Raw genomic sequence first — 19,536 nt, forward strand, 5'->3', positions numbered from 1 at the left:
TTGTCAAAAAACAGACAAACCTTACCGGTCCGTCACATCGCTGAATGATCAAAGCTTAAAGCCTAAATCACCGCAAAATCTTCCCCACAAGGGCCTCAAGCTGTTCTGCCTAAGACCGCCAAGTCGCTACAAAGTCAAGAAACTTCAGAGCGAGTTCGTTGGTCGCCAGCAGCGCCGCCGCCCTCGTTGGTGTGCGGTTTATAGATCTCTGAACCGCAGTTCGTCAACAGCACCCGTCCGAAAAACTTCATAAAAGTGACAAGTACCTGTAATGTCTATGGAATTCCAAACGGATGCTATTCCAGCCCGTTTCTACAAACGAAAACGACGCCCGCAGCACAGGCTCGGGCGTCGTTCGATAGGCAGTTCGCTTGTTGTGCGAAGATACGGGCGCCCGCCTATTCGGCAGCTTCTGCGGGCTTCGGCACGTAGTTCAGGATCGGCCCGAGCCAGCGCTCGACCTCCAGCACCGACATGCCCTTGCGACGCGCGTAATCCTCCACCTGATCGCGCTCCACCTTGGCCACACCGAAGTAATAGGCCTCGGGATGGCCGATGTAGAGACCGGAGACGGACGAGCCCGGCCACATGGCAAAGCTCTCCGTCAGGCGGACGCCGATCTTAGCTTCGGCATCGAGCAGGTCGAACAGCGTGGTCTTTTCGGTGTGATCGGGCTGGGCCGGATAACCCGGCGCCGGACGGATGCCCGCATAGGGCTCCGCAATCAGCGCTTCCGGCTCGAACGCCTCCTCGGCTGCGTAACCCCAGAGCTCCTTGCGAACGACTTCGTGCATCCGCTCGGCAAAGGCTTCAGCAAAGCGGTCGGCCAGCGCTTTCACCATGATTGCGGCATAATCGTCGTTCGCGCGCTCGAACCGTTCGGCGATTGCGACCTCCTCGATCCCTGCGGTCACAACGAAACCGCCGACATAGTCGCCGATACCGCTCTCGGTCGGCGCCACGAAGTCGGCGAGCGCCATGTTCGCACGACCATCGCGCTTGGCCATCTGCTGGCGCAGCGTGTGCAGGGTCGCAAGCGGCGTCTCTCGGGCTTCGTCCGTGAACAGCTGGATGTCATCGCCCGTGGCGCCGGCCGGCCAGAAGCCGATCACGGCTTTGGGGACGAACCAGTCTTCCGCGATGATCTGGGCCAGCATGGCCTGTGCATCGGCGAAGAGCTGTCGCGCAGCCGCCCCCTGGCGTTCGTCATCGAGAATTTTCGGATAGACGCCCTTCATCTCCCAGGTCTGGAAGAACGGCGTCCAGTCGATATAGCGCGCGAGTTCGCCGAGGTTCCAGCCATCGAAGACCCGCGTTCCCAGGAACGACGGCTTCGTGGGGCGATAGACGGACCAGTCGGCGCGATGCCGGTTCGCCCGGGCACGCTCCAGCGGCAGACGCTGCTTCTCCCGCTCCGAGCGCGCATGCGCTTCCGCCACCTTGCGGTAATCGGCCCGGATCGTCTCGATATAGGGATCGCGCGCCTCCGGCGAGAGCAGGTTCGACACGACGCCGACGGCGCGGCTGGCATCGGTGACATAGACCGTCTGCCCCAGATCGTAGCGCGGGTGGATCTTCACCGCCGTATGGACCCGGCTGGTGGTGGCGCCGCCGATCAGCAGCGGCAGGCTCATCCCCTCACGCTGCATTTCTGCTGCAACATGCACCATTTCGTCGAGCGACGGCGTGATGAGGCCGGAGAGGCCGATGATATCGACCTTCTCGGCCTTGGCGACCTCCAGAATCTTTGCTGCGGGAACCATGACACCAAGATCGATGATCTCGTAATTGTTGCAGGCGAGAACCACGCCAACGATGTTCTTGCCGATATCGTGGACATCGCCCTTGACGGTCGCCATCAGGATCTTGCCGGCGGATTGGCGCGCCTCGCCGCCCTCCGCCAGCTTCTCCGCTTCCATGTAGGGCAGGAGCACGGCAACCGCCTGCTTCATGACGCGGGCGGATTTCACCACCTGCGGCAGGAACATCTTGCCGGCGCCGAACAGGTCGCCGACGACGTTCATGCCCGCCATCAGCGGCCCCTCGATGACGTGCAGGGGACGGGCAGCGACAAGCCGCGCCTCTTCCGTGTCATCAACGATGAATTCGGTGATACCGTTGACCAGCGCGTGTTCGAGCCGTTTGTCCACGGTCCACTCGCGCCAGCGCAGGTCGCGCTCCTTCGCCTCGCGGCCGGCAGCGCCCTTGAACCGTTCGGCAAGCGTCAGCAGCCGGTCGGTCGCGTCCGCCCGACGGTTGAGGACGACGTCCTCGCAGGCCTCGCGCAGTTCCGGCTCGATCGCGTCGTAGACGATCAGCTGCCCGGCATTGACGATGCCCATGTCCATGCCCGCCTGAATGGCGTGGTAGAGGAACACGGCATGCATGGCCTCGCGCACCGGCTCATTGCCGCGGAACGAGAAGGACAGGTTGGAAACGCCGCCCGAGATGTGGACATGCGGCAAGGTCGCCACGATCTCGCGCGTCGCCTCGATGAAATCGACGCCGTAATTGTTGTGCTCCTCGATGCCCGTGGCCACCGCGAAGATATTGGGGTCGAAGATGATGTCCTCAGGCGGGAAGCCGACCTCTTCGGTGAGGATGCGATAGGCGCGGGTACAGATATCGACCTTGCGCTGACGGCTGTCGGCCTGGCCCTGCTCGTCGAAGGCCATGACCACGACGGAGGCGCCATAGGCCCGACACAGCCGCGCCTGATGCAGAAAGCTCTCCTCGCCTTCCTTCAGCGAGATGGAATTGACGATGGACTTGCCCTGCACGCATTTCAAACCCGCCTCGATCACCTCCCACTTGGAGCTGTCGATCATCACGGGAACGCGGGCGATGTCAGGCTCGGCGGCGATCAGGTTCAGAAACTCGATCATCGCCTGCTTCGAATCGATCAGGCCTTCGTCCATGTTGATGTCGATGACCTGGGCGCCGTTCGCCACCTGGTCGCGCGCGACATCCAGCGCTGCGGCATAGTCGCCCGCCGTGATCAGCTTGCGGAATTTCGCCGAACCGGTGACGTTGGTGCGCTCGCCCACGTTGATGAAGGGAATGTCCTTCGTCAGCGTGAAGGGCTCCAGCCCGGAGAGCCGCATCTGCGGTGCGACGGCCGGGATCTGCCGGGGTGGGAAAGCGGCCATATCTTAGAGCCTCGCCTGTGCGTTTGTGTCGAGACCGGAGCGGGGCACGTGCCCGACGACGGCTTCGGCGATGGCCTTAATGTGCGCGGGTGTCGAGCCGCAGCATCCGCCGACGATGTTGACGAGACCGTCTCTGGCAAAGCCGGCGATCTGCGCGGCCATCTCGTCCGGGCTCTCGTCATAGGCGCCGAATTCGTTGGGCAGGCCGGCATTCGGATAGGCGCAGATGAGCGTATCGGCGACGCCGGACAGCTCGGCCAGATGCGGCCGCATGGCGTTGGCGCCCAGTGCGCAATTGAGGCCGATCGAGAACGGCCGGGCGTGGCGCAACGAGTACCAGAAGGCCGTCGGCGTCTGGCCCGAAAGCGTGCGGCCGGAGAGATCGGTGATCGTGCCGGAGATCATGACCGGCAGGGTAATGCCGCGCTCGGCGAACACTTCCAGCGTCGCGAACACGGCCGCCTTGGCGTTCAGCGTATCGAAGATCGTCTCGATCAGCACGATATCCGTGCCGCCGTCGATCAGCCCGCGCAGCTGCTGCCCGTAGGCGAGTCGCAAGTCGTCGAAGCTGACGGCGCGGTAACCGGGATTGTTGACATCCGGCGAGATCGACGCGGTGCGGTTGGTGGGTCCAAGCGCGCCGGCCACGAACCGGCGGCGACCGTCCTTGTCCTGCGCACGCAGGCCCGCGCGCCGGGCGAGGCGTGCACCGTCGCGGTTCAGGTCGTAGACGGCGTCTTCCATGCCGTAATCGGCCTGGGCGATGGTGGTCGAGGAGAAGGTGTTGGTCTCAAGAATATCCGCACCCGCCAGCGCATAGCGATAGTGGATGTCCTCGATCGCCGCCGGCTGGGTCAGGGTCAGCAGATCGTTATTGCCCTGCAGATGGCACTCGCAGCCCTGAAATCGCTCGCCGCGAAAGTGCTCTTCCGTCAGTCCGAGCGTCTGGATCTCCGTGCCCATCGCGCCATCCATGATGAGGATGCGCTCGGAGGCAGCCTGCCGGAGGGCACGTGCGACCTCGGAGCCGTCGGGCGCCGGGGTCGGTTCACCGAAAAGGGCCGTGATGGCGGACATGGGACAACCTTTCGCCTGCTGGACAGGCTTCGGAGTGACATAAAGATATATTTATGTCAATATATGTTACGTTTGGATGCGCGCAAGGCAGTCCTTCAGTTCGTAGATCGCGCAGAGGATGTGATAGAAGGTGCTGGCAGGCGCCGCCTCCTCGATGAAGACGCCGCTTTCCGGCAGCTTGTCGCGCCAAAGCCCCTTTACCGGGACATCCAGAAACAGGTTCAACGCTGCAATCGCCCGTTCGGCCGAGCCGAGATAGCGCACCTGTGCCTCGCCTTCGCTCAGCGCCGCCAGCCGGATCGCGGCCTTTAGCCACTCGGTCTGCGGCCAGAGCCGCGCTAGCGGGTCGCGCACCGAGAAATCGTCGTTGAGCTGCATGATGGCGACCTTGCGCGTCGCGCAGATGCCGTGCGCCTCGCCGATTTCGAACAGGCGCCGCGCCTTGACGATCGCGCCCGCATCGCCCCGGCGCTCGCCCCAGCGCAGCAGCAGCCAGGCCCATTCGAACTGGTGCCCCGGCTCCACCACACGGCCGAGATCGCCGGGCATCGGCGCCCAGTCATGGTCGAAGAACTCGCGAAGCGCGCCGGTCTGCGGATCGATGAAGCGGTCCATGCAGAGCGAGGCGATCTCGTCTGCCAGATTGGTCCAGCCGACCTGATCGAAACCCTCGACCTCTTCGCTGGCAAGGCAGGCCTCGAACAGGTGCATATGCGGATTGGAGCAGAGCGGCAGGCGCGGCGGGTTGTCCTCCTCGAAGCCGGCGACCGGGTGCTTGCACCAGTCTTCCAGCTTTGCCTTCAGTGTCGTGCTGCGCTCCGCCATCTCAGCCCGGCGCTCGGGGAAGGCGCGCGCCATATAGGCGAAGGCCAGCAGCGCGAAGGCCTGATTGTAGATGTCGAAGGACGGGTCGAGCAGCGTGCCGTCGGCATCGGCAAGCGCGCCGTAAAAACCGCTCGGCTGTAGAAACACCCGGTCGAAGAAAGCGAGACCGCCGGTGCTTGCCCCCTGCCAGTCGCCGGCCCAGCCGCGCAGGCCCGCCTCCGCAAAGCAATAGGTCTGGCGCGGCTGCACGCGGGAGCGCAAATTGTCGCGCGTCGGTTGGCCGGTCAGGTCGATCGTCTCGACGAAGCCGCCATCGGGATCGTTGAACCCCTTGTCCCGCCAGAGCGGCAGGGCCTGTTCGGTCAGCCAATGGTCGAGGGAGGCGGAGAGCGCGGAAACGGCCATGGATGGCACCTTTGCATAGAAATCAGAAAGAGAACTCAGACATCGAGACGGAGGCTGGTGAGGTCATGGCCGAGATGCAAAGCCAGCGCCTCGACCACCATCGCATGGTCCTGCCGCTGCGGCAGTCCGGAGACGGTGACCGCGCCGATGCAGCCGGCGCCTGTCACCGTGATGGGAAAGCTGCCGCCATGGGCCGCGAAATCCGCATCCGACAGGCCGAACTTGTCCTGCAGGCTGCGCCCGTCGCGGGCGAGCGAAAGCCCGGTCGCATAGCTGCTTCGGAAGAAGCGGGCGACGCAGTTGCGTTTGCGGCGCACCCAGTTCGCATTGTCGGGAGAGGTGCCTTCCAGCGCTGCGTAGAACAGCGGCATGGAAAACAGGCTGACATCGATGACGACGCCGAGCTTGCCGGCCGCCGCCATGTCGCGCAGCCGCAGGCCGAGCGCCCAGGCGACATCGGCGTCGAAGTGCGCGAAGGTCAGCGTCTTTTCCTGATGGGCGACGCGGGCGATATCGGTTTCGAGAGATGCGGTCATGCGTCTATTCCTTCCAGAGCCATGCGGCGCCGCGCACGCCCGAACTGTCACCATGGACGGCCTTGCGGATCGGCGTCTCGAACGAATCACCAAAGATATACTGCGCGACGAGGCCCGGCAGGTCGTCGTAGATCTCATCGACATTCGACATGCCGCCGCCGAGCACGAACACATCGGGATCGACGACATTGGTCAAAAGCGCGAGGCTGCGGGCCAGACGGTCGGCAAAGCGCTCGTAGACGCCGCGGGCGACCGCGTCGCCGCCGCGCATGTCGGAGATGATGTCGCGCGCCAGACGCTCGCGCCCGGTGGTCAGGCGGTAGTCGAGCTCGACGCCCGTGCCGCAGGCGTATTTTTCCAGGCAACCCGTCTTGCCGCACCAGCAGGTATGGCCGGGATATTCTTCCGGCCGCATCCAGGGCAGCGGATAATGGCCGACTTCGGCGGCAACCCCCTGAAAGCCGGCATGCACCTTGCGCCCGATCGCCAGACCGCCGCCATGGCCGGTACCGATGATGATGCCGAACACCGTCTCGGCCCCCGCCCCCGCCCCATCGACCGCCTCGGAGACGGCAAGGCAGTTGGCATCGTTGGCGATCCGCACGGGGCGACCGAGCAGCGCTTCGAGATCCTGGCCGAGCGGACGACCGTTGAGAATGACGGCATTGGAATTGCGCACGAGGCCCGTGCGCGGGTTGGGACTGCCGGGAATGCCGATGCCGACGCTGCCCGAGGCGCCCGACGCCGCTTCCGCCGAAAGAACCAGCGACCGCACAGCATCGAGGCAGGCATCATAGGACGCCGGCGTCGGCACGCGCTCGCGCGCCCGCAGCGCACCCGCCTCATCCAGCGCCACCACCTCCATCTTGGTGCCGCCCCAGTCGATCCCGATAAACATCAAGCCCCCCTTGTGCCGCCTGCAAAGAGGCGCAGGCGGGCCTGCATATCACCCCGGCAATCCCGTTTGAAGCCCCGCCGAACACACCGAAGCATGCCTCCCGAAACCACCAATCCCCACCACCCCCCTTGGCTTCCCCGACAACCTTTTGTAAGGATGCCGACGATGGTCCCGTAGCTCAGGTGGATAGAGCGACAGATTCCTAATCTGTAGGCCACTGGTTCGAGTCCAGTCGGGATCACCACAAATTCAACAGCTTAGGAATATGCCGTTCCTGACGTTCCTGTAGACGTTCCTCAGAAGTTGTTCTGCGCCTGTTCGACGGCGCCTGATTTGCCGAAAAGCTTGTTGATGTAGGTGCGCAGGCTACCGGCAATAAAGAACCATTCTCCGTGTGAATGATGGTTTTTGAATCGCCAGTGAAGCTGCTTCTCGACGATCTGATCACCTTCGACCGAGCCCAAAAGTAACAGCGGCTCGCCGGATCCAATTTGCAGCTTCCTCAAGCGTTGATCCGCTTTCCCGGCGGTAAACCCGATCTTCACCATTCGTCTCGACTGGATGAAATATATGCTGCCGCTGCGGTTTTCTGTTCTCCGGTTCCTGCGAGGGCTCATGGCGAGCTCGTGCATATCTGCCTGCAAGCGCTGGCACTGACTTCTGATGGATTCAAGATCATCAACGGAAGGTGCATTGCCACTCCACAGTCTCGCTGTCCTTGGCTTGAAGTTCTCATGAAGCTTCCGCCCACTGCAAACCCAATACGCGACACGAGTCCCATCTTTTCGAAATCGCCACTTAAGGCCCATGCTGCTTTCGTCGGTCATCACTTCTCCTTTCTATGCGCCACGCGCAATCGAGCCACGTTCGAGGTTTTTTCTAGCGTTTTGCGATTATAGCGCTGCGTTGTTGCGATATTATCGTGGTTCGCATGATGGCGAAGCATCTCGATATCGGCGCCCGCGTCGCCTCCCTCGGTGATGCCCCCTGCCCGGCTGTCCCGGTTCCAGACGTCTTTCGAGACTCCGCAAGCGTCTGCCAGCGTGCGCCACATCTTGATGAAATACCGCTGCTGGTATGGGAGGCCTGTCGTCTCGGACTTCACGACCGGGCCAAACCGCTGGCCGATCGGCACGAGATCCATGATGGCGCGGAGGAAGGGATACTGCATGGTGTCGTGCTCGGCCACCTTGCCGGTCTTGCTGGTGGTCTTCACGAGCACGCCCTTGTCGTCGATGTCGGACCATAGCAGGCCGTCGCGCCATCTCTGGCCGCGGTAGACGATGCCGCCGGTCCCGATCTCCTCAGCATCTTCCCAACGGCCGATAACATCGATCTGTCGCAGAGTGAGCTCGAACTGCAGCGCCTGGGCGAGCGCGATCGAGAGCCGGCCCTTTGAGATCGCCAGCTCGCAGATCGCTTTCGTCTGCTCGAACGAGATTGCCGCGGTGCGCCCACGCGGAACATGGAAACGCATTTCCTCCATGACCGTCTTAAGCCGGAAGCACTCGGCGATGTTCATGACCACGCCGAAGCCGATCACGATGCGCAGGAGCTGGATCGCCTTGTAGGCACGGCGATGGCGCTCGGTTTTCCCATCGGCGGCCGGCTCCTTAAACTTCGAATGCCAGCGGCGGATATCGATGCCGGTCACCTTTTCGAGCCTACGCGCGCCGACCGAAGTCTCGAGGAGGCGAAGGCTTTCGTCATACATGCTGCGGGTGTTGCTCTTCACCTCGAAGTACGAACTCTCGGCCGTCTGCTGGTAGAGCCGGATCAGCGAGCGCAGAGTGCCGTCATAGGTCGGCCGGGTGCCCTTCCCGCGCTTCGTAAGCCATTCCTTCAGCTCTGCCGTCAGCACGCGGCATCGCGCGGCGACCTCATCGTCGGTACCGTGAACACGCACGGTCTTGAGGGGGTAGCCTTCTGTGTTCTTCGCAACGGCCGAGGCAACCCAATAATGGGCGGTCGTGCCGTCATTTCGAGGCCTTGATTTCAGGCCTGGAGCTTTAGTCATGCGCATTTTCTCCCGTGGTTAGGATGGAAATCGTATTTCAATTCGGCATCTTTCCTTGCTTTTGCGGCGTCTTCCTTTCTCTCAAAGTGTCCGAGCGAAATTTTCCGTCCTCGGCCCGTAATGAAGGCGACCCATTTTCTGGTTTGTTTGCTGAAATAGACGCCGCAAATCCCTGAGGTGTTGCTCTTGGGCATTGCCTGATTTCGCATGTTCTCGCTGTGGCTCACGCTTCTCAATTCGGAGAAGCGGTTGTCGTCGCGACGGCCCTCTTTGTGGTCAATCCTGTCTGGCCACTGCCCAGTCTCGATTGCCCAAATGAGTCTGTGAACCTCGTACTTTCGCCCTTGGTAGGCGACATAGCGATAGCCCGTTGATTTGCTGATGCACCCAGCTTTCTTGCCTGCATACAGCGCGTTCCATCTACGGTAGTCACGAAAGCACTTAAACGCGGGCTCCGGTCGCTCCTTCCAGTAAAGCTCACCGTGTGATGAATCGTAGTGAAACAGGCTCTTGAGTAGATCGAGAGGCAGTTCCTTCATGACCATGTTTCCTGACCATCAAGGCCAATAGCGGCCGGTGCCGACGATGGGGTGAGTCCATATCGCCGATCAAGGAATGCTTCGCAGGCGGGCCAATACCTTCGGCCGCCGAAAAGCGGGTCCGGCTCGGGGAACCCTGATTTCGACAGGGCAGAAAGAGCGTCCTTCAGCAGGTCGGTCTTGACTCCGATGCGTTCGGCGAGCTCGGCCTCTGTGAGGAAAAGAGCGTTGGCTTTCATGTCCCCTCCACGCGAACGTCAACCTGGGCGCCCGCAACATTGGTCGTGGCAAAGCTCAACAGGTCGATGCTGAGAACCGTGAGCTTGGCGCGTTTGAAGACGTGGATAGAAAAACCTGACGCCGTCCGGCTGACAATGCGGAATTGCGTATCGGTGTCGGTACCGACGAGCGCCGGCTGAACGCTCGGGGCTGAGACGAACGGCGTGGGGAATGTCACAGTGTGCAGCCCGGCTGCTGTCGTGAGCCCGTTGTAAGCCTCGATGCGCTGCGGATAGTTCGCCGGCAACTGCGAACGCATGATCTGGCCAGCGAGATCCGCCAGCGCGTGGCCGTGCGTGGCTGTGGCGAAATCGGTGAAGGCACGCAAGGCGGCGCTGCCAAGCCCGAGGTTTGCCCGTGCCTGTGTCAACTGTGCTGCGGTCAGCGTTTGTGCTGCATCCACCCGCAAGCGCATGCTGAGGGCCAGCAGCATCGTCGAGCCGAAATGCGGGTCGTTCTCGATCGCGTCGGCGAATTCCTTCAGGGTGTCGAGGGTGGCGGGAGAGGTTGCAACCAGCGCCTTGAATGCCTGAACCATCTCGTCGGTCGTGACGCGGTTCTCGATCTCCTGGAGCAAGCTCGACAGCGTGCCCTCTGCGGCCACCATGCGCGCCCGCATGCCGTTCACGCCGCCCTCGCATGCATGAACCATGCGAAGTGCGTTTGCGAGCTGATCGGTCATCACCTGCGTTTCGTCGGCGGCCTGCGCCGCTGCGAGTTCCTGCTGCCGAGCCTCACGCCGCACGCGGCGTTTCAGCTCCTCGGCGGTCTCGTGGACTCCCGGCAGTGATTGGCGATAGTAGGCTGTGTCTTTGTGCTTCACTCCCCCACCTCCCTGATCTGGGGATCGGGGTCGATGAAGACGTGATTGATGGCATCTGCAATCTGCTGGTACTGCTCGTCGGTGATCTCGTGAGCGGCGTCGTTGGCGATACCGAAAACGATTTCCCAGAGTTCAGAGCCGTCAAGCTTCACGGCAGGCACGTGGCCAATGCCATTGCAGACTTGGCAAAGCAGCGACGGATAGCCGACCGGGCAGCTTTCGTCCTGGGCAATTCCCGTGCAGGGGCATGGCATTTGCTTCTCGCTCATGCTGCGATCCTCACGGTTGCGCTGCGCGTGAATTTTCCAAACGTCAGGTCACAGAAGCAGTCGGAGATATTGAGCCAGAGGCTGTACTTCGCTTTTGCGGCGGAGACGGCGACAACGGTCGATGTCTGGCCTTCGTAAGTGACGGCATAGACCCGATGCTTGTCGCCGATTTCCTTCAGATGCTGCCTGAGCGCTTTCCGGCCGGCCTCGGTGACAAAGAAGTATGTCATGCGGCTGGGCTCAATGCTGCTCTCGGTCCCCCAGTACGGAGAGGCTGCGAATGCCTTCCCGTGCTCGCTATCGGCGGCCGTCGCAAAGTAGTTGCGGTAGCTCTCGGCCATTGGATCGACAGGCCGGCCTAGGGCGTGGTCGATGTGATCCATCACCTTGTCTTTGAGGCATCGGTTGACTTGTCGGCTCATTCGGCAGAGCCCTCCGTGGCTGCGAGAGCGCGCGTGATCCGGTTCCAAGCGATAGCCTCGAAGTCGATCTCGCTGTCGCTCGGCGTTTTTCCTGCTGCGATCGTCATCTCGTTGAGGTGATGCCAGCGGGCGAATTCCTTGATCGTCGTGAGGAGTTCGCTGCCCACCACATCTGTCGAGGGTGCTGGGCTTCCCGCTTCATGGGGTGGGGTGGAGAGGGCGGAGAGGATGCGACGCTCGTAATCGGCTTGGGCGGCGGATTGTGCTTCGTCTTCGGTCGAGTGCAGTGAAACAAAGCCTCCAGCATGAAGCATATGCCACACTGCACCGTGCGGCTCGACCTCATAGAGGCCGAAAGGGGTTTCGGCTGCGAACCCACGGTTAAGGACCCACTCCAGCGCCTTCACCGTCCCGACGTTGACAGCCGGATCGGGGGCGTTCATCCGGTCACAGATTTCTTTCGCGATGTGCGTCTTCATCGTCGCGATCATATCTTGGCCGCGATAAACCCAAGCGTAGTTTGCCTCGCCTTCTGAGCCGTGCTGAATGCCATAGCGCCAAAGCTTCTCAGTCATGGCTTTTCTCCTGAAGGGCGACGATAACCGATTGAGCGACGACAGAGCAGAAGACCGACGTTTCCGGCCCTTGCAGGAGGTCGCTCTCAAAGCTCGGCATGGGGATATGCTCGTTGATGGCGTTGCGCATCGCGCACATTGCGTCGAATGTGTCACGACTATTCATCCGCCAAACCTCGGCATCCTTTGTCAATCTCTCCACCCGCGAGAGCAGAGCGGCGTTCTCGGCCTTGAGTGCTGAAAGCGCTCGTCGCTTCGTCAGAGGCGCATAGCCGAGCGCCTTCATGGCGGCGATAAGTGTGCGGACGGAGCCTCTTGCAGAGTTTCGATGTTTTGAGGTTTGCTTTGACCATTTCAGTGTAAAATCGTCCGACCTTTCGACATGAACACGATGCGCGATCCGGTCGATTTCGTCAGCTTCCGGCTCGGCTTTCACCTCAACCGCCTTGGCAATCGCAGCCTGCACTTCCTCCCTTGTGAAGTTCTCGGAGGAAACGGAAGGGGAGAGGATGTCGGGGGTGCTCATGGGTTGATCTCCTGAGTGGGGGTGGAGAGGGCAGGAGGGCTTGGGAGAGGCATCCAGTGAGTGGGCATCATGGTATCTTCGGAGAAACCTCCATCCCAAGACAACCAAGCCGGGGGCTCGTTTTCATCAACATCCGGGTCTGGTATCGATGTGTGCGTGGGTGGTATGAACCAAGATCCGGCACTGACGCGAAATGTCTTGCCCGGCGTTCCGTCGCCTTGCGGGCAAAACATAATGATTTCTGTACCGTCCTTTGGTGCGGTCTCGATAGGTTGCCACTCCACCCGCGACAGTAGGCCATCACGTTCGGCGGCGAGGGCTTCCAACGAGATTTCGAAATTGGTCAGCGGAGCGGCGTCGAGCATGTCTTGCCATGTGGTCTCTAGGAGGACGGACCATTCTTCGCCAGCCTTCACCATTTCTCGGGATGGCTTGATAGGTACAAGCATGTAGCCAGCCGGGAATGCCGCCGGCTCGGGCCGCACCTCCCCCTCTACCGCCGTCTCACTCCCTGTGCGGGTGTCGTGGGTGGTCATGCTGCACACCATCCCATTGCGAGGTGATCACGGCGCTCGTCGTATGCTCGGTCGGGGTCGGGCAGACGGGATTCGTTGAGCGCGGTGTGGAAGTGTTCGGCGGCGTGCTCGGACTTCTGGATCTCGTCGGCGATGATCGCGAAGATGCCGTCCTTGACTGCGTGCGGTAGGCCGAGATAGCCGTTCCCGCGCGGGATCAGCCGCACCCCGTCGTCGAACGTGATGCTCGCGACATAGAAGCCGTCGCATTCGTCATCGACGAGCTCGGCGATACCCCGCGCATCAAAGCACTCGGTGATCGGATAGATGCCGTCGAAATCGTAGTCGCAGGAGAACGGCTTGTTGCGCATGGTTATCCCTCGATCAGGCCGGTGACGTAGGTGTTGGTGGCGTCCGCGTCGGCGTGGCCTTTCAGCCGATCGTTGTGGGCGGAGAGGATCTGCTTGCCGATGTCGACGAGGTACTGCTCGGTGAGCTTGACCTTCTCGCGTGCGTGCGTGGCCATGAGACTTTCACGGTCGATCTCGCTCGCAAGCGCCTGATGGTACGCGAGCAGCACGGAATTGTTGGGCGCCGATGCTTGGGAGGTCTGTTCGGCGCCCGCATCAGCCGCGGGCTTTGTCTGCGCCGGCTGAGCTACTGGATTGGTGTTCTCGCCGCGTGCCCAAGCACGGAGACGGCGGCCGGTCTCCATAGAAACCTGCTTGCCGGGCTGGAAGAACTGAGCATACGGAGCATTCAGCTTGCCGTAGAATTCGCCGTTCTGCATCAGCGGCACGCCCTTGGCGTCCGGAGTGACCATGAACGAGATGGTCATATCGTAGAGCATATTTTGCTCGCAGATCGGCTGCCATCCGATGTTCTGGACGGTCATTTTCTTGCGGCCGTTGTGGTCCTCGATCTCGACCGGCTTCGTGACCTCGCGCGCCCGGAAGCAGAAAATGACGTGCGCCCTGACCTGCCGCAGGTTCTTCATCAGGTGCGTCTTGTGCTCGGACTTCGGAACAGCCCATGCCGGGAAATTGAACTTGTGCATCTCCCAATCGGCAAAGGACTCGTATGGCTTCTTCGCCAGCCGGACCATCTCGGCGGTGTGCATGTCGTGGAGCCCGCCGACGCCCTCCCACTCGTCGGAAGCGGAGTCGATAACAACGACGCGAGCGCCAACCTTGTCAACGGCCTCATTGATCGCCAGCCAGATCGCCTTGGGGCTGAACGGCGGCCGCATGTCCATGTACTTCACGCGGAACAGGAATTCCCTGAGGAGTTCGGACTGCGGCCGGGTGTCAAAGGGCGTGGGGAAGTAGTGCCGCGCGCGACCGCCCTCGGTGTCGATGAAAGCGATTGGCTCGTCGCCAGCAAGGCCCAGCGCCAACAGCAGCGCGCTGACGGTCTTGCCCGAGCCGGACGGCCCGGCAACGCCAATGATCAGGGACGTGTCATCTCGCACGCCATCGGTGAAGGTGTTCATCAGCACGGTCCTGCAATGGGGGTAGAGCGGTAGGGCTTGCTCTCGAAGAAGGGGAATGGATCCAGCCCGAGTCCCTGCAAACGCGGATCTTCGATCTCGCGGGCCGACCACGAGGTATCAATATATGCGGGCATTTCGGCGGTCTGGATCTCGGTCGGGTATCCCGGCCAACGGTTCTCGGCCATGCACTTCCGCCATAGCAGAAAGGCGTTCGAGACCATCTTCTCGCCGATGAGCCGGCCGCCATTGTCGACGCGGACGACGGACACCTCGTGCGGGGCTTCCTGCTCCTGCATGATGAAGAGGAAATCGAGCTTCATCTCGTGGCGGTCGATCTGGGGGAACAGGCGACGGATGCCACGGCGATAGAACGCGTCCTGAAAATGATAGGTGTTGTTGTAGAGCGTGCGGGATACTGCCTGGGGCGAGACCTGCATGCCGGTGGTCTTGTAGTCGAGAATGGTCAGGCGATCGAGCGCGACGTCGAGGCGGTCGATGCGCGCCCGGGCCCAATGATCGCCGCACGGGTCGATCCAGGCGGCTGTGACCTCGTTCAGCAGGTTCGACGACGTGCCGGCAGGGTCCGCCAGACCGCGCAATGCCGGGTGCTCGCTGTCGATGAATAGCGCGCGGGCCTTGGCGACCATGGCGAGCGCAGTCTTGTGGTCAGCGACAAGCAGCGGGATCGCACCATCTGCCTGTGCCGCCTTCCGCTCGCCCTGCGCCTTGCCACCCTTGTAATCCTTGGCGTCGATGACGCGGATCTCGGTCGGCTGGTTTAGGAGCAAGGCGTGTGCCGCACTGCCGATCTCGCGGATGTTGCTGTTCGCCTTCTCCTCGGGCTCCTGCGGGTTGAGACGCGGGTGAGCGGTGAAGGCGTGGCGCGGGCTCTCGTCGATGAGCTTGAGGGCGATCGAGCGGGAGAGGCTGGCAACGGGGGCCGGATCGGCGTGATAGGACGCCTCGGACATACGGTATAAGCCCGGCTCGACGATCGTCTCGGAGTGGATGAGGTCGATCATTTCCATCTCCGGACTCATTGGAAGCTCACGGCGCCATCGTCGGCAGCCAGTTCAAACGCCTTCTTCCACTCTTGGTATCGCTGGTAGAACCAAGCGTCCCCGTGCGTCTGAGCGTCCGCATCGAAAGTCCTGAAGTCCTCAGAGAGCTTCTTGCTGACAACAGGGCCTATCGTGCCGTCGCAGTCGGAGAATTTGATGAGCTCCCAGAACAAGCCGCCTTTCGCAGCCCACGCGCCGCGAGAGTGGTTATGGCGTTCGCTGTCGCCGGGCACAGAAGGGTAGCCAGCAAGCTTTGCGAGCTCTTCTCGAAAATCATTGTATCCGCCGTAGGAGCCGGCGCGAAACCCGAAGGATTCTTCGGCCTGATAGACGCCACGATCCTCAAGCCCTTCTTCCCGCCCGGGAAAGTCGCGGCTGACGTAAACGACAAGATCATAGGCCTCTGGGGCAACGACGGTCAGCGTCTTGTCGTAGACATCCCCGTCGAGATACTTCACATCGTCGATCTTGCTGAGCTTGCTGTAAGCGGTGACATCCAGACCCATCACGCGGCCTCCTGCGCTGCAAACGCCTCGATCCACTCGACGGCCGTCTCCACATCCGGCATGTAACCGGGCGCGGTCATGCCCTTGAATCCGGGTACGAAGCCGTTGGTGACGCGGAAGACGGTGCCGGTGCTACGGCCGATTGTGACGTCGAGAACCTCGTGGGCCGACGCGTCCATGTTGGCGGGGTGCTTGGCGAGGGCGATGGTCTTCATGCTGCACCGCCTTTTGCTTTTTCGATGACCGCTCGTGTTTCCTTGAGCATGTCGCCAACGCGGATCAGCAGCTCTTCTTTTGGGTCTCCCTCTGCAATCGCTCGACGAAGCATGACCAGATCGCCTTCGCGAACTTCCAATTCCGTCAGCAATTCAGGAGCGGCGGCGATCAGGCGAGCATTTGCTTCATAAAGCGTGATGCGATGCCGGGCGGCGGTGTGAGACATGCGGCAGACGTGAAACTCGCCATTCGCCATCGCCAGCGGCTTATCGCGCTCGGCATCTGAATGCTCGGGCTGGACAGAGACATAGGTCAGGCCGCTCTCGAAGCTGACAGATGAAACGACCTTCCATGGACCCGGTGTGTGCTTGACGTCAGCCATCACACCCTCCCTGCGATCTCATACGCCCGCTCCTGCCGGCTGAACCCGGTGTGAGCCGCGTAGAGCGCGACAACGCCGATGACCGTGATCAGCACGATCAGCAGCACGTCGTTTGCGCGGGTGGCGAGGGCTTTCAGTGTTCGGGGGTCGATATCTTTGCGGGGGTGCATGACCGTCTCCATGGTGATCCGTTTCGATATCCGCCGGTTGATGGGCGGATGCCGAAGCGGATCAGGCAACGAAGCGAAGCTGCCCAGCTTTGATCTGCCGAGCATAGCGCGCGTTTTGACGATCAGAGCTGTACGGGTAGCGCTTGCCGGTCTTTGGCAGCTTCTTGGTCTTGCTGATGCCCTGCGGCTTGTCTGCGATCAGCACGGGGGCTGCAGCGAGAGGTTCCGAGTGCGCCATCATCGACATTGCGATGAGGGATCCAATTCCGATTGTTCCGCGCATTCCCATTTCTCCATCTCGCTTGGTGCGGTTGATGGAGAAAATGTACCCATTACGTGTACGATCGTCAACCCCAAAATGTGTACAGTTTGGGTAATGGCGCAACGCTATGATCTTGCAGGCGAATGGAGGTTCGGCATGCAGGTGATCATGTTCCTGGCGGCGATGATGGTTTCAGATGCGGAGGTGCAGGAGGCACTTCGGGCGGCAGCCCTCTCGAACAAGATCGGAGAGGTGAAGGCATGCATTACCGAATATGCAGCGAAGATCGCGGTTCGCACGAACGAAAGCGCCTCGGCCACGGGGTCTTTAGCGGTTCGCTTCTGTGCATCGAAGATCGGGGAGGCTTACGAAGGCGCTCACGATCGTGGCCTGCTGATGGATGCCATGCAGAAGTATGGCGAGTTGCAGGCAACGAGATGTCGGATCGGCGAGCTGGACGCCGCTATATGCCCGAAATGATCAGCGCGGCGTGAGCGCTGTGACCTTGGCAGCCCAAACGAGGTCTTGATCCTCCATCGGGCTTTCCGTCTGCGACAACAGATGGAAGAGCCCCTGCTCTGAGCCTTTCATGAGCTTCTTCACGAGAACCTTGCCCTCGATCGTCTCGACGATACACAGATGCCCGATCAGGTCGGCCGTCACCGGATTGCGCACGTCGTCGTAGAACACCAGCCACTGATTGAAGAATGGCCCGATGGAGTCGCCTCGTATTTCTAGGCCGACCGTGTGTTCTGTCCCTCCCGGCGGGGTTGGCACTTCTTCGAACTCCTCGTCTCCGTCGACGTAGAAATGGGCCTCTGAGCCGGCGCCGACCCTTCCCACTATCCTTGAAGTTCGTTGATCAGCGATTACCGACGCCTCATCGACGCCGAAAGCTTTTGCTGCCTGGGCGATATAATCGGATGTCAGCCGGCGCTCGCCGCGCTCAAGCTTCACATACTGACTTCGGGAAACGCCCATCAAATCCGCGGCGTCTTGCAGCTTCAGATTTTTGAGTTTCCGAAGCGATCTCAAATTGTTGGCCATACTGGGTACATCGCCGATTCTGCGCGCGCGTGTCATTCCCCTTTCTGTGTACACTTGCAATTGACAAATGTACCCATAGTGGGGATACTCTGCAGCATCATGAAGCTACACGATTATCTCAACCGACCCGACACCCAAGACGAAGAGACCTTCGCCCGTGAATGCGCGGTGAGCGTTTCGTGCGTCCGGAAGTGGCGGTACGGGGACCGTTTTCCCCGTGCCCACCAGTTTGAAAAGATCAGGGCCGCAACTCGCGGCCGGGTCACTGCGAACGATTTTGCCGTTGCTGCCGAGGCCGTCTGATGTCTGCACAATCCTCCTTTTTCGCGTCGTCTGGATTCAGCAAGCACCGCACCAAGATTCGGTGTGTTGACGCCGTGTGCGACATGGCCCGCAGCCTCTGGCCCTCGAAAACCGCCATCAACCTTTCAAGCCGTGCCGAGATCTCGAAGCGCGCTGCCGAGCTGTGGCTCGAAGGCCGTACCGAGCCGGGCGCGGATGCCCTCGTGAACCTGCTGCGCTCTGACGCCGGGTTCCTGCTCCTTCAGCAGCTCATGCAGGGCTCTGGCACGCGCTGGTGGAAGGACTTTCAGCGCGGCGTGCACATCGCCGATCTGGAACAGAAGCAGGAGGTGCTTCGGCTTCAGCTTGAAGAGATCAAGGGAGGAATGAAGCCATGACATCGTTCGTTGCCGACTGCCTGTTGCGTGTTTCGACCGGGCTGTATCTCGCGTCCGTGCAGGTGAAGGATTGGGCCATAGCGCTGATCGTTCACCGCAATCGGAGGGCGCGCCGATGATCCCTTACTGGCTCCTTATCGCCGCCATGGCCTCGCTGGCTGTCGGCATCGTCGGCATGACGGTTGCCCTCATGACCATCGCCGTGCGCGAGGCCCGCAAGGATCATCTCAGCGGGCGGTTTCCATGGATCTGATCCCGATCCGGGTCTGCCCGGAGTGCGAGCGGCCTATCGGCGCCGGCCTTCACTGCTGGGACTGCGGATACGTCCCTCTCCTTACCGATCTCGATTGCCAACAGGAAATCGAAGAAGTGCCCGGCGCAACGCGCTTCGTGCGTCCGGCTGTTCCCAACCCCTCGAAGCGCTTCAGGAGCGATGAATATGGACAAAGAAACAATCGAGGATGTCGCCTCGGAAACACTGTCGGGCGACCTGCGCGACGTCATGCTGACCCACATCCGCAGCATGGAGACGCCTTGGTCGAAGCTGTCGGAGCGGGCGCAGGAAGACAAGATCTACGCCATCCAGAGCGCGTGCGAGCACATCGTGCGTCAGGCTGTGCAGACCATCGCGGCATCTGGTCACGACGTGATCGCCGTCGAGGTGAGCAAGTTCACCGTCAAGGACACGATCAAGATGGAAGTCGTGGCGAACGTCACGACGCCGAACATCGAGCAGCTTGCCGACAACCGTGGCCGGAACGCTCTGCTCATCTTCGTCTCTGCATCCGACTATCTCGGCGAGCGTGCCCAGGCATCGGCCGACAAGGACGAGCCTGAGCTGCCGATCGAAGACGAGGCGGCTTAA

General features: G+C 61.4%; 27 protein-coding genes, 1 tRNA gene and 1 pseudogene. 6 read left to right on the plus strand and 23 right to left on the minus strand.

The annotated features are described in order from the left end of the window. Positions 1-398 precede the first annotated feature (398 nt). The 4 genes and pseudogenes from metH to G8E10_RS08985 all read right to left on the minus strand — a co-directional run bounded on the left by metH (position 399) and on the right by G8E10_RS08985 (position 6,890). A pseudogene (metH, locus tag G8E10_RS08970) lies at positions 399-4,226 on the minus strand (methionine synthase). A gap of 66 nt (positions 4,227-4,292) precedes the next feature. Then, on the minus strand, positions 4,293-5,456 hold the full coding sequence (locus G8E10_RS08975; protein WP_110800964.1) for an AGE family epimerase/isomerase: 1,164 nt from the start codon (positions 5,454-5,456) through the stop codon (positions 4,293-4,295). Positions 5,457-5,491: 35 nt separating this feature from the next. Beyond that, positions 5,492-5,992, minus strand: coding sequence for a heme-degrading domain-containing protein (locus tag G8E10_RS08980; protein ID WP_132448651.1), 501 nt, complete (start codon positions 5,990-5,992; stop codon positions 5,492-5,494). A gap of 4 nt (positions 5,993-5,996) precedes the next feature. Beyond that, positions 5,997-6,890: an ROK family protein gene (locus G8E10_RS08985; RefSeq protein WP_110729947.1), complete on the minus strand. Its 894-nt coding sequence runs from the start codon at positions 6,888-6,890 to the stop codon at positions 5,997-5,999. A 167-nt stretch (positions 6,891-7,057) separates the two neighbouring features. Between G8E10_RS08985 and G8E10_RS08990 the strand changes: the two genes are divergently transcribed. Further along, positions 7,058-7,134, plus strand: a tRNA-Arg gene (locus G8E10_RS08990). A gap of 52 nt (positions 7,135-7,186) precedes the next feature. On the opposite strand, the gene G8E10_RS08995 is transcribed toward G8E10_RS08990, so the two are convergent. The 18 genes from G8E10_RS08995 to G8E10_RS09080 form a co-directional block, all read right to left on the minus strand. Beyond that, positions 7,187-7,717, minus strand: a complete 531-nt coding sequence (locus G8E10_RS08995; protein ID WP_167128187.1) for a GIY-YIG nuclease family protein — start codon at positions 7,715-7,717, stop codon at positions 7,187-7,189. After that, positions 7,717-8,907 (minus strand): site-specific integrase, encoded by a 1,191-nt coding sequence (locus G8E10_RS09000; RefSeq protein WP_281517484.1) that lies wholly within the window; start codon positions 8,905-8,907, stop codon positions 7,717-7,719. The genes G8E10_RS08995 and G8E10_RS09000 overlap by 1 nt, the downstream gene beginning before the upstream one ends. Continuing rightward, positions 8,904-9,446 (minus strand): HNH endonuclease signature motif containing protein, encoded by a 543-nt coding sequence (locus G8E10_RS09005; RefSeq protein ID WP_167128193.1) that lies wholly within the window; start codon positions 9,444-9,446, stop codon positions 8,904-8,906. Before G8E10_RS09005 ends, G8E10_RS09000 begins: the two co-directional genes overlap by 4 nt. Continuing rightward, complete coding sequence (locus G8E10_RS09010) at positions 9,443-9,685, minus strand: winged helix-turn-helix domain-containing protein (RefSeq protein ID WP_167128196.1); 243 nt, start codon at positions 9,683-9,685, stop codon at positions 9,443-9,445. Before G8E10_RS09010 ends, G8E10_RS09005 begins: the two co-directional genes overlap by 4 nt. Beyond that, positions 9,682-10,548 carry a hypothetical protein gene (locus G8E10_RS09015; protein WP_167128199.1) on the minus strand — a complete coding sequence of 289 codons (867 nt, stop codon included), beginning with the start codon at positions 10,546-10,548 and terminating at the stop codon, positions 9,682-9,684. Before G8E10_RS09015 ends, G8E10_RS09010 begins: the two co-directional genes overlap by 4 nt. Continuing rightward, the gene (locus G8E10_RS09020; RefSeq protein ID WP_167128202.1) at positions 10,545-10,817 is read right to left on the minus strand and encodes a hypothetical protein; all 273 of its coding nucleotides are present in this window, start codon (positions 10,815-10,817) and stop codon (positions 10,545-10,547) included. The genes G8E10_RS09015 and G8E10_RS09020 overlap by 4 nt, the downstream gene beginning before the upstream one ends. Further along, entirely contained in the window at positions 10,814-11,200 is a 387-nt protein-coding gene (locus G8E10_RS09025; RefSeq protein ID WP_281517485.1) for a hypothetical protein, read from the minus strand. Before G8E10_RS09025 ends, G8E10_RS09020 begins: the two co-directional genes overlap by 4 nt. Positions 11,201-11,235: 35 nt before the next feature. Beyond that, positions 11,236-11,814: a hypothetical protein gene (locus G8E10_RS09030; protein WP_167128208.1), complete on the minus strand. Its 579-nt coding sequence runs from the start codon at positions 11,812-11,814 to the stop codon at positions 11,236-11,238. Continuing rightward, a complete protein-coding gene (locus tag G8E10_RS09035) occupies positions 11,807-12,250 on the minus strand; it encodes a hypothetical protein (protein WP_167128212.1) in 444 nt (147 codons plus the stop codon). The genes G8E10_RS09030 and G8E10_RS09035 overlap by 8 nt, the downstream gene beginning before the upstream one ends. A gap of 86 nt (positions 12,251-12,336) precedes the next feature. Beyond that, on the minus strand, positions 12,337-12,876 hold the full coding sequence (locus G8E10_RS09040) for a hypothetical protein (protein WP_167128215.1): 540 nt from the start codon (positions 12,874-12,876) through the stop codon (positions 12,337-12,339). Then, positions 12,873-13,226 carry a hypothetical protein gene (locus G8E10_RS09045; protein WP_167128218.1) on the minus strand — a complete coding sequence of 118 codons (354 nt, stop codon included), beginning with the start codon at positions 13,224-13,226 and terminating at the stop codon, positions 12,873-12,875. The genes G8E10_RS09040 and G8E10_RS09045 overlap by 4 nt, the downstream gene beginning before the upstream one ends. Before the next feature lie 2 nt (positions 13,227-13,228). Next, the gene (locus G8E10_RS09050; protein ID WP_167128221.1) at positions 13,229-14,347 is read right to left on the minus strand and encodes an AAA family ATPase; all 1,119 of its coding nucleotides are present in this window, start codon (positions 14,345-14,347) and stop codon (positions 13,229-13,231) included. Next, positions 14,347-15,369, minus strand: a complete 1,023-nt coding sequence (locus tag G8E10_RS09055) for a PD-(D/E)XK nuclease family protein (protein WP_167128224.1) — start codon at positions 15,367-15,369, stop codon at positions 14,347-14,349. Before G8E10_RS09055 ends, G8E10_RS09050 begins: the two co-directional genes overlap by 1 nt. Positions 15,370-15,383: 14 nt before the next feature. Then, positions 15,384-15,914: a hypothetical protein gene (locus G8E10_RS09060; RefSeq protein ID WP_167128227.1), complete on the minus strand. Its 531-nt coding sequence runs from the start codon at positions 15,912-15,914 to the stop codon at positions 15,384-15,386. Further along, positions 15,914-16,129 carry a hypothetical protein gene (locus G8E10_RS09065; RefSeq protein WP_167128230.1) on the minus strand — a complete coding sequence of 72 codons (216 nt, stop codon included), beginning with the start codon at positions 16,127-16,129 and terminating at the stop codon, positions 15,914-15,916. Before G8E10_RS09065 ends, G8E10_RS09060 begins: the two co-directional genes overlap by 1 nt. Continuing rightward, positions 16,126-16,512, minus strand: a complete 387-nt coding sequence (locus tag G8E10_RS09070) for a hypothetical protein (RefSeq protein WP_167128234.1) — start codon at positions 16,510-16,512, stop codon at positions 16,126-16,128. The genes G8E10_RS09065 and G8E10_RS09070 overlap by 4 nt, the downstream gene beginning before the upstream one ends. Beyond that, positions 16,512-16,682 carry a hypothetical protein gene (locus tag G8E10_RS09075; protein WP_167128237.1) on the minus strand — a complete coding sequence of 57 codons (171 nt, stop codon included), beginning with the start codon at positions 16,680-16,682 and terminating at the stop codon, positions 16,512-16,514. The genes G8E10_RS09070 and G8E10_RS09075 overlap by 1 nt, the downstream gene beginning before the upstream one ends. Before the next feature lie 61 nt (positions 16,683-16,743). Then, positions 16,744-16,965: a hypothetical protein gene (locus G8E10_RS09080; protein ID WP_167128240.1), complete on the minus strand. Its 222-nt coding sequence runs from the start codon at positions 16,963-16,965 to the stop codon at positions 16,744-16,746. Positions 16,966-17,100: 135 nt separating this feature from the next. On the opposite strand from G8E10_RS09080, the gene G8E10_RS09085 reads away from it, so the two are divergent. Further along, on the plus strand, positions 17,101-17,424 hold the full coding sequence (locus tag G8E10_RS09085; RefSeq protein ID WP_167128243.1) for a hypothetical protein: 324 nt from the start codon (positions 17,101-17,103) through the stop codon (positions 17,422-17,424). Here G8E10_RS09085 and G8E10_RS09090 read toward each other — a convergent pair whose 3' ends face one another. Next, positions 17,425-18,027 (minus strand): helix-turn-helix domain-containing protein, encoded by a 603-nt coding sequence (locus G8E10_RS09090; RefSeq protein WP_281517486.1) that lies wholly within the window; start codon positions 18,025-18,027, stop codon positions 17,425-17,427. A gap of 266 nt (positions 18,028-18,293) precedes the next feature. On the opposite strand from G8E10_RS09090, the gene G8E10_RS09095 reads away from it, so the two are divergent. The 4 genes from G8E10_RS09095 to G8E10_RS09105 all read left to right on the plus strand — a co-directional run bounded on the left by G8E10_RS09095 (position 18,294) and on the right by G8E10_RS09105 (position 19,536). Next, positions 18,294-18,671, plus strand: a complete 378-nt coding sequence (locus G8E10_RS09095; protein WP_281517487.1) for a hypothetical protein — start codon at positions 18,294-18,296, stop codon at positions 18,669-18,671. Continuing rightward, entirely contained in the window at positions 18,668-18,790 is a 123-nt protein-coding gene (locus tag G8E10_RS25870) for a hypothetical protein (protein ID WP_281517488.1), read from the plus strand. The genes G8E10_RS09095 and G8E10_RS25870 overlap by 4 nt, the downstream gene beginning before the upstream one ends. Continuing rightward, positions 18,787-18,924: a hypothetical protein gene (locus G8E10_RS09100; protein WP_167128246.1), complete on the plus strand. Its 138-nt coding sequence runs from the start codon at positions 18,787-18,789 to the stop codon at positions 18,922-18,924. Before G8E10_RS25870 ends, G8E10_RS09100 begins: the two co-directional genes overlap by 4 nt. Before the next feature lie 186 nt (positions 18,925-19,110). Further along, on the plus strand, positions 19,111-19,536 hold the full coding sequence (locus tag G8E10_RS09105; protein ID WP_167128249.1) for a hypothetical protein: 426 nt from the start codon (positions 19,111-19,113) through the stop codon (positions 19,534-19,536).

Origin of the sequence: Ferranicluibacter rubi (assembly GCF_011603255.1) — a bacterium.
In the GTDB taxonomy this organism is placed as follows: domain Bacteria; phylum Pseudomonadota; class Alphaproteobacteria; order Rhizobiales; family Rhizobiaceae; genus Ferranicluibacter; species Ferranicluibacter rubi.